12 protein-coding genes are annotated in these 12,139 nt (G+C 41.9%); 5 read left to right on the top strand and 7 right to left on the bottom strand.

Annotation, left to right across the window (positions count from 1 at the left end; genetic code table 11):
* The first annotated feature begins 46 nt into the window (after positions 1 to 46).
* Genes P2W71_RS02335 through P2W71_RS02325 form a run of 3 tightly spaced genes read left to right on the top strand, consistent with a single transcriptional unit; the run spans position 47 to position 4,539 of the window.
* Positions 47 to 1,489, top strand: a complete 1,443-nt coding sequence (locus tag P2W71_RS02335; protein WP_276366508.1) for an arabinan endo-1,5-alpha-L-arabinosidase — start codon at positions 47 to 49, stop codon at positions 1,487 to 1,489.
* 27 nt (positions 1,490 to 1,516) lie between these two features.
* Positions 1,517 to 3,499, top strand: coding sequence for an alpha-L-arabinofuranosidase C-terminal domain-containing protein (locus P2W71_RS02330; RefSeq protein ID WP_276366504.1), 1,983 nt, complete (start codon positions 1,517 to 1,519; stop codon positions 3,497 to 3,499).
* Between the two features lie 59 nt (positions 3,500 to 3,558).
* The gene (locus P2W71_RS02325) at positions 3,559 to 4,539 is read left to right on the top strand and encodes an arabinan endo-1,5-alpha-L-arabinosidase (RefSeq protein WP_276366501.1); all 981 of its coding nucleotides are present in this window, start codon (positions 3,559 to 3,561) and stop codon (positions 4,537 to 4,539) included.
* 90 nt (positions 4,540 to 4,629) lie between these two features.
* Here P2W71_RS02325 and P2W71_RS02320 read toward each other — a convergent pair whose 3' ends face one another.
* Both P2W71_RS02320 and P2W71_RS02315 read right to left on the bottom strand, forming a co-directional pair.
* A complete protein-coding gene (locus P2W71_RS02320) occupies positions 4,630 to 5,262 on the bottom strand; it encodes an MgtC/SapB family protein (RefSeq protein WP_276366499.1) in 633 nt (210 codons plus the stop codon).
* A gap of 89 nt (positions 5,263 to 5,351) precedes the next feature.
* Positions 5,352 to 6,164 carry a head GIN domain-containing protein gene (locus tag P2W71_RS02315; protein ID WP_276366497.1) on the bottom strand — a complete coding sequence of 271 codons (813 nt, stop codon included), beginning with the start codon at positions 6,162 to 6,164 and terminating at the stop codon, positions 5,352 to 5,354.
* Between the two features lie 204 nt (positions 6,165 to 6,368).
* Between P2W71_RS02315 and P2W71_RS02310 the strand changes: the two genes are divergently transcribed.
* Both P2W71_RS02310 and P2W71_RS02305 read left to right on the top strand, forming a co-directional pair.
* A complete protein-coding gene (locus tag P2W71_RS02310) occupies positions 6,369 to 6,998 on the top strand; it encodes a YigZ family protein (RefSeq protein WP_276366495.1) in 630 nt (209 codons plus the stop codon).
* A 32-nt stretch (positions 6,999 to 7,030) separates the two neighbouring features.
* Complete coding sequence (locus P2W71_RS02305) at positions 7,031 to 8,257, top strand: TCR/Tet family MFS transporter (RefSeq protein WP_276366493.1); 1,227 nt, start codon at positions 7,031 to 7,033, stop codon at positions 8,255 to 8,257.
* Here P2W71_RS02305 and P2W71_RS02300 read toward each other — a convergent pair.
* From P2W71_RS02300 to P2W71_RS02280, 5 genes are all read right to left on the bottom strand, one after another.
* Positions 8,246 to 8,989 carry a response regulator gene (locus P2W71_RS02300; protein ID WP_276366491.1) on the bottom strand — a complete coding sequence of 248 codons (744 nt, stop codon included), beginning with the start codon at positions 8,987 to 8,989 and terminating at the stop codon, positions 8,246 to 8,248. The genes P2W71_RS02305 and P2W71_RS02300 overlap by 12 nt on opposite strands.
* The gene (locus tag P2W71_RS02295) at positions 8,986 to 10,029 is read right to left on the bottom strand and encodes a histidine kinase (protein ID WP_276366490.1); all 1,044 of its coding nucleotides are present in this window, start codon (positions 10,027 to 10,029) and stop codon (positions 8,986 to 8,988) included. The genes P2W71_RS02300 and P2W71_RS02295 overlap by 4 nt, the downstream gene beginning before the upstream one ends.
* Before the next feature lie 3 nt (positions 10,030 to 10,032).
* The gene (locus P2W71_RS02290; protein WP_276366488.1) at positions 10,033 to 10,410 is read right to left on the bottom strand and encodes a DUF4288 domain-containing protein; all 378 of its coding nucleotides are present in this window, start codon (positions 10,408 to 10,410) and stop codon (positions 10,033 to 10,035) included.
* A 2-nt stretch (positions 10,411 to 10,412) separates the two neighbouring features.
* Positions 10,413 to 11,177, bottom strand: a complete 765-nt coding sequence (locus P2W71_RS02285; RefSeq protein ID WP_276366485.1) for a DUF5668 domain-containing protein — start codon at positions 11,175 to 11,177, stop codon at positions 10,413 to 10,415.
* 303 nt (positions 11,178 to 11,480) lie between these two features.
* A complete protein-coding gene (locus tag P2W71_RS02280) occupies positions 11,481 to 12,134 on the bottom strand; it encodes a response regulator transcription factor (protein WP_276366482.1) in 654 nt (217 codons plus the stop codon).
* Positions 12,135 to 12,139 lie beyond the last annotated feature (5 nt).

Here is a 12,139-nt window from a genome sequence, read left to right as displayed (position 1 = left end):
TTGAATGATGAGCTGTTGGTTAATTCGGTTAAGAATATTTTCAGGAATGTTTTTTTTCCTGGCGATCACAATGGCGTGTTCCAGTGACCCAAAGGATGAAACTTTGCCTGGTCCTGTTACACCACCCGAACAAACTCCCTTTAACATTGATAATCTTTCCGACACCTATGCTTCAATAAGTTCATTCGATAACCGTTTTAAATGGGGTCCCTACAACACGCATGATCCATCCATAATAAAAGAAGGAGATTATTTTTTTTGTTATAGTACCGATGCGGCATATGGAATATCTGTTCCTCCTGGTATTCAAATTCGAAAATCCAAAGATTTAATCGACTGGCAATTTGTTGGATTTGCTTTTCATGCACTTCCCAAACAAGGCTCGGATTTTATTAAGGCAAATGGTGGTATACCTTTCAATTCATTGTGGGCACCTTATGTACTGAAAGTTGGAGGTGAATTCAGACTGTATTATTCATTGTCCTCTGCAAAGCCACGCTTGAGTGTGATTGGAATGGCAACCTCTACCAGTCCTTCAGGCCCATGGACTGAAAAAGGCTTGGTTGTTACATCATTGGATAATGGAACCGTTCAGACCAACGCCATCGATCCTAGCGTCATCGTAACACCGTCCGGTGAGCACTGGATGTATTATGGCTCCGCTTGGGACGGTATTTATTTATTAAAGTTAAATCCAGCGACGGGTTTAGCTGCCAATGATGCCGACAAAGGAACAAGGATCGCTCAACGTGGTTTCACCGGCAATGTCATTAACGGAAACATCGAAGGTCCTGAAATCATTTATCATCCTGAATTGAAAAATTACTATCTTTTCATTTCTTACGATTGGTTGGAAACGAAATACAACGTTCGGGTTGGACGTTCGGGCTCTCCCGAAGGACCTTTTCTTGATTTCAACGGAAAAGATCTCAATGAAGAAGCAGACAATATTCCAATGATCCTTGCACCTTACAAATTTTTGGATCATGGCGGTTGGCAAGGAACATCACATCCATCTGTATTTGAAAGCGGTGGTCAATACTATTTAGGTCATCAAAGTCGGCCTGGTGTGGATAAATATTTTATGGTGCTTCATGTCAGAAAAATTTTCTGGACGGAAGATGGATGGCCCGTCGTTTCTCCTCAAAGATTTGCCGGCACTGAACAAACTCCTGTTTCAAAAAATGAATTAACAGGATCATGGGAATACATAAAATTCAACTACAATATTGTTCCTGGGTTTGCAGATCAACAAATAAGCCCTGACTTTCAGGAAGCCGCAAGCCTCGTTTTAAATAACGATGGCACTTTCAATGGTGCTGCTGGTCATCAATGGACTTACAATGCCCCTTGGCTCGAACTCCATTGGGCCAACTCAACCAGCGACAAAGTAATTGTCGAACGTGGAAGAGATTGGGAAAATAAAAAGACTTGTATCATATTCACTGGCTTGAATAACGAAGGCATCGCCGTCTGGGGAAAAAAATAAAATGATCATTGTTATAACCTATAATGTATGTTGAAAAATCGCCTACTTACTTTCTTAGTCCTGCTGTTCCTTTGTCTGAAAGTTTCAGCTCAGTCTAACAAACTCTCTATTCAGGTTGACAAACCGATAGCAGAGATTCAACCTACGATGTGGGGAATATTTTTTGAAGACATCAACTTTGCCGCTGATGGTGGCCTTTATGCCGAACTAGTAAAGAATCGCTCGTTCGAATTTTCCCATCCGATGATGGGATGGAAGGAACAAAAATTTGATCGCTTCTCACTCAACAAAGAATCGGGCTTTACTTCTATTATCAATCATGGTGATAGTGAAGCGTCGGGTCCGCGTTTCGCCCGTGTTACAACCCATGCAGGTAAAGGATATGGTTTAACGAATGAGGGTTTGCGCGGCATGGGAATCAAGAAAGATATGCAGTACAATTTTTCTCTACTTGCCCGACGTCAGGAAGGAAATGTCAAACTTCGTCTTGAACTAGTAGATGAGAAAGGCACTGTATTGGGAGAAACATCGATAAGTCCCACTGAAAATGCCTGGAAGGAATATACGGCCACGATAAAAGCAACAAATACTGAAGCAAAGGCAAAACTTAATGTTTGGTTTGAAGGTAAGGGCGTTGTAGACATTGACATGATTTCTCTCTTCCCGCAGGACACATGGAAGCAACGACCCAAAGGACTTCGTGCTGATCTTGTTCAATTGTTAGCGGATATGAAGCCTGGTTTTCTTCGTTTCCCCGGAGGATGCATCGTAGAAGGAAGGGATTTGGCAACACGTTACCAGTGGAAAAAAACTGTAGGAAAAATTGAAGATCGCGAATTAATTGTAAACCGTTGGAATACGGAATTCAATCATAGACCTGCGCCAGATTATTTTCAAAGTTTTGGTTTGGGTTTCTTCGAGTACTTTCAATTGTCAGAAGATATTGGTGCTGCGCCTTTACCGATCTTAAGTTGTGGGATGGCTTGCCAATTCAACACGGCTGAACTTGTGCCTATGGATGAGCTAGATCCATATATTCAAGATGCCCTCGACTTAATTGAGTTTGCTAACGGCCCGGTTACATCAAAATGGGGTAAGCTGCGTGCAGACATGGGACACGAAGCTTCTTTTAATCTGAAATATTTAGGTGTTGGAAATGAACAGTGGGGGCCGCACTACATCGAACGATATAAAGTATTTACAAAAGCGATAAAAGAAAAATACCCAGACATTATCATCATTTCCAGCGTTGGCCCGTTTCCTGATGGCGAGCTGTTTGATTATGCTGCGAAAGAACTAAAAGACTTAAATGCAGAAATTGTGGATGAACACTATTACAAGAACCCGGAATGGTTTTTGGAAAACTCTGATCGCTATGATAGTTATGATCGGAACGGGCCAAAGATTTTCGCAGGTGAATATGCTGCGCAGAGTGTAGCCACGGTGAGCCCAGACAACAAAAATAATTGGAAGTGTGCTTTATCCGAGGCCGCGTTTATGACGGGTTTGGAAAGAAATGCGGATGTCGTTTACATGGCTTCTTATGCGCCATTATTCGCACATGCCGAAGGTTGGCAATGGACACCCGATCTGATTTGGTTCGATAACCTGCGGTCATACGGAACGCCCAATTATTATGTTCAAAAATTATTTGCTACAAATAAGGGAACTAACGCACTCTCAATTTTAAGCGGCAACGAAAAAGTAAATGGTAAAAATGGTTTATACGCTTCCGCCGTTTGGGATAAGAATTCGAAGGAAGTGATTGTCAAGGTGGTGAACACTTCAGACAAAGTACAGTCTACTGAACTGCAACTTGCAACAAAGAAGAAGGTCTCTGCCGATGGCGTCATGTCCGTTTTAAAAAGTGAAAACCTGGATGCTGTAAATTCTTTAGACAACCCAACACAACTTAGTCCGCAGCAAGTACCATTGAAGCTTAAAGGGAAAGCTGCAACGCTGTCCCTGCCTGCTCATTCAATGACTGTTGTGAGAATTAAGGCATCGTAGGATTCGATTTCTGCTTCGGGGAGCTCCAAACTTTTCAGAAATTTTTACAAGATAAAGTCATGAAACGAAATCCCTTAGTAATAAGCTGTCTCCTTTATCTCCTAACGGTAGAGGTAATGGCACAAGATATTCGTGTACATGACCCAGTCATGATAAAGGATAAAAATGTTTATTACTTGTTTTGCACGGGTATGGGCATTTCTGTTTTTTCCTCCCCGGATATGAAGCATTGGCAAAAGGAAAAACCCGTATTTGACATGCCGCCTTCGTGGGCGATCAAAACAATTCCAGAGTTTAAAGGTCATATTTGGGCTCCTGACATCTCCTACCACGACGGTCAATATTATCTCTACTACTCAGTTTCTGCATTTGGCAAAAATACTTCGTGCATTGGCCTCGCAACCAACAAATCATTAGATGCAACATCGCCTGAGTTTCAATGGATTGATCATGGCAAAATCGTACAATCTGTTCCAGGCCGCGACTTGTGGAATGCTATTGATCCAAACCTTGTCTTTGATGAAGAACAGAAACCATGGCTAACCTTTGGATCTTTTTGGAGCGGAATGAAATTAGTGAGGCTAAATGAAAACCTGCGGGAAATCGCAGAGCCACAGGAGTGGCATACCATTTCAAAACGAGCCCGTGATTTTAAAACAGATGACTATGATGCCGGCGAAGCTGCTGTAGAAGCACCATTTATTTTTAAGAAAGGAAATTATTATTACCTCTTTGTCTCGTTTGATTTTTGTTGCCGTGGCTTACAAAGTAATTATAAAGTAGTGGTTGGCCGTAGTGTGAAACTTCAAGGACCTTACCTGGATAAAGCTGGGATGCGAATGGATCAAGGTGGGGGTAGTATTGTAGTCTTAGGCAATGCGTCTTGGCCGGGCGTTGGGCATAATGCAGTTTACAGTTTTGATGGAACGGATTACCTGGTATTTCACGCATATGATGCGAAGGAGGAGGGTAAACCAAAACTGATAATCGAAAAACTGGAATGGGTGGACGGCTGGCCCGTTTCGTCATTCAATAAATGATTTCTATATCGATATGTTGAGCCATTACCATGCACGGATTGAATATAGCTTGGCGCGCGCTCAACATATCTGATCGAATGGGGAGTACGACTAGTATTCATAGGACTTTACTTGAGGCATCGCCTTCAAAATTAAATTGAAGGTTTCAAGTTTTTTTTCACCTCCGAAAATTTCATACACCACCGTATAATCGTTTTCGTTTTTGATATCGCGTGCCTTATGAAAGCGAAGTTTTAGTTTGCTTATTTCTGCTTCAAGTAGTGATACAAATGTTTCATCTTCTTCAAAAGTAATCTTGTAAGATCTTGCCTGATGAGTTCTTACAATGATTCGTTGAAAATGTTCAAATAATGATAACACAATTAAGACGACGACAGATCCTGCTAACGCGATAAAATATTCACCTGCGCCAACGGCCATACCCAGCGCAGCAGCTATCCAAATGGTAGTTGCTGTTGTAATCCCATTGATGCTGAGTCCGTCTTTAAAAATTACACCTGCGCCAAGGAAACCTATTCCGGTAATGATATTTGAGGCAATCCTGTCGGGGGAGGATTCTCCGATAGAAATAGAAATTTCAGTAAAAACTGTCGAGCCAATGCATATCATAATCATCGTTCTAAGGCCTGCTGCCTTGCTGCGATATTCGCGCTCGAGTCCGATGGCAGTACCAATTACAAATGAGATAAGAAGTTGAAGTGCAGTTTCAAAATGTATTTCCATAAAAAAAGTCGCCTGTCACTTATGTGATCAGACGACTTATTAACAAGTGAAAAATGTTTTTTCCTTTTGTGTGCTACAATTTTTCCAGACTATAATTTGCGGACACTTCCACTGCCTGCCGCATGACTGTTTACCTTACTCGGATTACCTTTGTAACGAACGCTTCCGCTACCGGTGATATTTGCATCCAGTTCGTCCTTCACATTAATTTCAACATCCCCTGAGCCTGTGATTCGAACTTCACAACTATTTGTCTCAAGATTGGCAGCCAGTACTTTGCCGGAACCGCTAATAGAAGTCTTGACACGCGAGGCAGAACCACTTGCTTCAATTTTACCAGATCCAGAAACGCCGAACGAAGCGCTGCCAGAAGCTTGTAAAGCCAAAATCACTTTGCCGGATCCGCTTACATCACTATTAAAATTAGTGCATTTTCCTCGGAGGTCAATATTTCCCGAGCCTGACACATCGCCTTCAATATCCCCGGAAGCCTCAACTTCCACCTTCATATTACCCGAACCACTAACATTGAGATCAATATCACTAGCCCTGATTTTAGTTTCACCAATTAGATCACCTGACCCACCAACGCTCAATCCTTCAATATCTTTTACGGTGATGTAAACGGTTATTTCATCATCATCTCCAAAATTCCAATCCCATTTCCCTTCCTTTTCAATTACTAATCTGCTACCCTCAACGTCGGTTTCAATTTCCGCGAGGATATCTTTTTTGCCCTGGATCTCAACTTTCTGTGGACTACCCTGACGCAGATATAGTTTGCCAGGAACGCGGAATGCGATTTTTGTAAATGTGCCGACGTTGCGTGTTTCTTTGGTCTGTGCCTGTGATGTTATAGCGAACAACATAAGTACGGAGAGAAGAACGGCTTGCTTTTTCATGTTTATAGTGTTGAGGTGTTGAAGTTTCTAAGTGTCGAAGATTGTATTAAAAGAATCCGTTTGGTGGATTAATGTTATTCCTTTCTTAAGGAGGCTAGGCTCATTAAGTTAATATTTCTAATAGACTATCGAAAGAAATCAAGGTTGCATGGCTGTGTTTTTTTATTTCTCTTTATTTTGACGCAAAAAACAGTTTCGGGTTTCATGTCTGTCTTTACTTATACAACCATACAACAGCCGACAGAAGGAATTTATAAGGAAAAAGGCAGTAAGTTTCTGGGTTTCGCCTACCCCGTGAATTCGGAAGCGGAAGTAAAACAAAAGATCGAACAGCTAAAGAAAGAATATTTTGATGCACGGCACCATTGTTTTGCCTGGATGCTCGGTCCGGAAAGAAAACATTTCCGCGCCTTTGATGATGGAGAACCCAACCATTCGGCAGGTGATCCCATTCTCGGGCAAATTCGATCAAAAGGAGTAACCAACATTTTGGTAGTGGTGGTTCGGTATTTTGGTGGCGTAAAATTGGGCGTGGGAGGGTTGATCGGCGCTTATAAAGCTGCTGCAGAAGACGCACTGGCCAAAGCCACTATCATCGAAAAAGATGTAACGGAAGAAGTCATCGTAAGCTTTGATTACCTTCTGACAGCGGACGTAATGCGAACGATCAAAGAGCTGGACTTAAAAATTATTGAACAAAAATTTGATGAAGGCTGTAGTATAAAACTTAATGTCCCCTCAAAACAGAAAGAAAATTTACTATCAAGGCTTTCGTTGATGAAGGCAATGGGTAAAGCAATAAAATGGACATATTCGGAAAACAATAATTTGTAACGATCCGCTATTAAGGTTTAATTTGCGCTCTTATGTCCAACAGAAACGCAGCGTTAGGTTTTATTTTCGTCACGTTGTTGATTGATGTGATTGGGTTCGGAATTATTATTCCGGTGGTCCCGAATCTTATCAGTGAACTGGGACACGTCACGATCCCTGAAGCCGCGGCATATGGCGGATGGTTGGTGGCATCTTTTTCTATCATGCAATTTATTTTTTCCCCTGTGTTAGGAAATCTTAGCGATCAATACGGACGCCGGCCAGTATTATTAATTTCATTGTTTGGTTTTGGTGTAGACTATCTGTTAACAGCTTTTGCTCCCACAATCATTTGGTTATTTGTTGGGCGCACGATTGCCGGGATTATGGGCGCGAGTTTCACTACAGCCTCAGCCTATATTGCTGATGTAAGTACCCCGGAAAAAAGAGCTCAGAATTTTGGAATGATCGGAGCAGCATTTGGTTTGGGTTTTATTATCGGACCTGCGCTGGGTGGTGTTATTGCCAACTACGGTCTCCGCGCTCCTTTCACCGCCGCCGCTATACTAACTTTTATCAATTGGTTATATGGTTACTTTATTTTGCCGGAATCGCTTTCCCGGGAAAACAGGAGAAAGTTTGAATGGAAGCGTGCCAATCCCGTTGGATCGTTGAGATTTTTTCTGCGTTACAAAGTAATTCTGGGGCTTGTGGCATCTATCATCCTGATTTACGTCGCAGGGCATGCCGTGCAAAGCACGTGGTCATATTATACTATCGAGAAGTACAACTGGGATGTAGACATGGTAGGGTATTCCCTCGCGTTTGTAGGGTTGATGGTAGCTATTGTTCAGGGATGGTTAATTAGATTTATCATTCCTAAACTCGGACAGGAACGCAGCGTGTATGTCGGACTTACTTTATATGCTATTGGCTTTTTGCTTTTTGGAATTGCTACACAAGGATGGATGATGTTCGCATTTTTGATTCCATACTGTCTGGGTGGTATGGCGGGTCCATCGCTGCAGGGTATCATGTCGAGCCAGGTTCCTGCGAATCAACAGGGAGAACTGCAGGGTGCGTTAACCAGCCTTATTAGTCTTACGAGCATCGTTGGACCGTTACTGATGACTTGGTTGTTTTATCATTTTTCAGAACCTGGAGCGGAAATTTATTTTCCAGGCGCTGCCATGATCGCGGGTTCAATACTAACCATCATCAGTGCTTTTCTAGCGCGTTTGAGTTTGAAGAAGAAAATTGTACGGGAGTCAAATGCCTAAAACTGATTTCAGTTTAAGATAACCGCTTTTGCTTAAAGGAATTTTTGCACCGCTTTTCAACAGGGCGATATGGGTATCTTTTTCAAGCGGTTCAATTTTGGTGAGTTGTTGTAGAGCAATGATATATGATCGATGAACTCGCACAAATTGTGCAGGATTTAAAGTTTGTTCGTAAAAACTCATCGTCTTTTTTTTAAGAAACATCTCTTTTTGTGTGAAGATCTTTACATAATCGTCGTATGCTTCAATGTACTGAATGTCATGGACAGGAATGATCTTGATATTGCTTCCTTCTTTTATCACAATACGATTTCGCTCTTCGGGCTGCCGGATTTCCTCGTTTATCAAGGCGGTATGAGTCGGTTTTACCTGGACTTGATTTCGCATCTGCAGCCATTTCTGGATCGCCTTATCAAAACGTTCTTTACTAAATGGCTTTAACAAATAATCAATAGCATGCGACTCGAATGCTTTAATTGCGTATTCATCAAAGGCAGTAGTAAAAATGACCGAAGGTGGTTGTTCAATCAATTCCAACATTTCAAAACCGTTGATCTTTGGCATCTGGATGTCTAAGAAAATCAGATCAGGCTTATGCTGCGCAATGGCTTTCACACCCGCGAAACCGTCATTGCAACATTGTACAATTTCAAATTGCGGATAGCCTTGCAGATACTCAGTGACAATGCTTTGTGCAAGCGGTTCATCGTCGATAAGAATAACCTTAATCATGCAGGTTGAGGTATTTTAAGTTCTGTTGTAAAAATGTTAACGTTCTGGTGTGTACTTATTAGGTCGTTTCGTCCGTACAGCAAGTAAAGTCTCCGTTGTATGGAATTTAGCCCGAAGCCTGTCCCTGGTTTTGGCTGTGCCGTTTCAGGGTCAAATGGATTTTGGACGCGAACATGAAGGTAATTATCCAAGACAGTTGCTTGGAGCCGAATGGTAATTTCGCCGATGGTATCATACAAACCGAATTTGATAGCATTCTCCACCAAAGGCTGTAGCAATAAGGAGGGCAACACCATTTTTTTTGTTTCATCCTGTTGCTCAATTTCAGTTCTTAGCCGGTGACCAAATCTTACTTTTTCAATTTCAAGATAAAGGTGCAGATGCTTAAGTTCTTCTTCCAGCGACACTAATTGCTGATCGTCTTTCTTGATTGTGCCACGCAAGAAATCAGAAAGTTGTTGAATCATCTTTCGGGCTTCTTCCGGCTTGGTTCCGACCAACGCACTAATGGAATTCAGGCTGTTGAATAAAAAGTGGGGTTGAAGTTGTTGCCTTAACGAAGATAACTCAGCCTCGCGCGCAAGCTTCTCTGTATTCACCTTTCTGTTCTCAATTTCTTGCTGTTCCTGCAAATAGAAGTATACCCAGGTTATAACGGTAACGATACTGATCATAAGCCAGGAGAACAGACCCCGCAGTACCATTGACTTTTCAAAAAATATGGCGTAGTCTGATTCTTCTCCTAACAAAAGAATGGCAGTCCAGCGAATCAGAAAGACACATCCAATAGCAAGTGCAATGCTCCAGGTCAGTTGTGAAAGTTGCCGGGGCCGATAGTAACGCATGCTCATGATCATGATGTAACCTGCGAGTGCCAGGATGACGGAAGTGATTGCAGCATCCTTTATAGCAACGTCTAGCGGCAGGAGTTCGGCATTGTATAACACGAGTGTCTGAAGAATCATCCAAATGAGCCACCATCCAAGGTAGATCAGGACAAGGTATCGCACAGAAAAATTCCGGACTCCTGACGTTAGCATGTATTAATAGAGTAACATTGAATTTTTACGAAGGGCAATGGCTTTCTGATGAACAAAGTGAATATACTTTGCAGCCTCATCAGTTTCATGGATCCGTGAATATAATTCTGTACCGTCTTCCAGCTTTTGAACCGGAATAATTTCGGATACATTTACAAACTCCCATTTCACTTCTCTCATGTTGTCATTGTAAAAAGTATCTTCCTCCCGGAGACCAATCGCACGTGCTTTCAAAAAAGCTTCTTCTTTGTTTTTAGCATTCACCAGTCGCAATTGCTCGTCAAATTGGTTGGTGTTATTCTCTGCTGTGATGTTGAATACTATTTTTGTGATGTACCAATTCATAAGAAAAATCTGAATGAAAATTAATACGATATACATACCTAAAAACTTCTAAGGTCGATTCCACCAAACATGCAAGTTCCTTTCAATACCAGGATTTTGGTTGGGTCGACTACGCTGCCGGCTACCTGACGTTTATCTTCAAGACTACCAAAGACGCATACCAATTCATCGGACTGAACTTTCCAGTGTGGCGGGACGATAATTTTTGTGCCACCAAAACATTGGACAACTTCTATCTCTGCCCTTCCATTAATGTCGGCTTGCGTTAAATTAATTTCAACTCCTCCAAAAAAACAGACACTCTCTCCACCTTTAAAATCCTTAGAAATTATTTGTTTTTTGTCTCCACCGAAAATAGTAACGGTTTCGAATGCATTATCTGCAAGTGATTCGGAGGTTGGCCCGTGGTTGTACCGTTGTTTCCAGTATTCAGCACCACGATTTCGTCCGCGAGGACGGAAGATCATTACGAGTCCAATGCTGATGATGATGATCGGCCAGATGAACGGTTTTATTTCGAGTTCCGGAATAATATCCTCCAATAAGAAGAGCGTTCCAATAGCCACAGGTATTATCCAGCCTGGATTCCTGAATGAATGGCGGAAACCAACGTAAATGCCTATGGCGATCAACAACATAGGCCATGAAAAAAACCAATAGGGAAAGTCTACGCCGACTTGTCTCGCAAGTAGCACCACACCCACGATCACGACAATTAAACCTCCCAGAGCACGTCCGCGGTTAAACCGGTTTTCGTCTTTGATTGGTTCAAGATTTTTATTACTGCTGTTTTGCGTTTCCATCGTTTATTCGATTTATGTTTCAAATAACGCAATAAAGAATGTTGCCGGATACCGTCAATAGGCAAGACCAGGGGAGTAGTAGGTGAATGGAGGATACTGGTCGGCGAGAATCGTTAATCGGAAAAATGCCTTATTGAAGATATGCTCCTATACTTAAACTAAAATAAGGAATTATTTTTTGGGCCTCATTCCACAAAGCCTCCTGTTATTAGAAAAAAGGATTTCTGGCAACTTAAGAAAGCATATGACAGCATTTTACAGCTTGCTCACAAAACATTTAAAAACTGTTGAGGTAACCTCAGGTTAAACAAGATTCTCTCGTACCGCCTTGTTCACCATATCAATCGCATTATTTACACCCAACTTTTTCATGATGTTGAAACGATGCGTTTCTATTGTTCGGACACTTTTGCCAAAGGATTCGGAAATTTGTTTGTTGTGCTGACCATCGATAACCATTCTCAAAATTTCTTTTTCCCGCCTGGTCAGGTTGTAGGGATCTTCAACAGCAGCAGGACGGGTGGGGGGTTTAGTTTTTAGCAAACGGTTGGCCAACACATTGGACACGGCACCACTGAAATATTTATTGCCTGCATTGATTTGTTTCAGAGCCTTTACGAATTCATTCTTGTCGGTGTCTTTCAGTAAATATCCATATGCACCGGCGTCCAATGCCTGAAGAACATATTCTTCTGAGTCGTGCATGGAAAGAATTACGGCTTTGGTAGTTGGAGCAACCTCGCTTAATTTTGCTGCAGCCTCAAGGCCAGTCATTTCCGGCATGCGGATGTCGAGAATAATGATATTTGGTTTCAATGCATTAGCCACTTGTAATGCCTCGGCACCATTACTTGCCTCTCCCACTACATTAATTTCAGTATCGGATTCCAGCATAGCTTTAATTCCCTTGCGTACCAACACATGGTCATCCGCTAAAACTACGCTTATCTTATCCATATTTT

It is taken from the genome of Chryseolinea sp. H1M3-3 (assembly GCF_029360725.1).
Classification (GTDB): Bacteria; Bacteroidota; Bacteroidia; order Cytophagales; family Cyclobacteriaceae; genus Chryseolinea.
The sequence above is the reverse complement of the archived record's forward strand: the minus strand, read 5'-3'. Positions and strand labels throughout refer to the sequence as shown.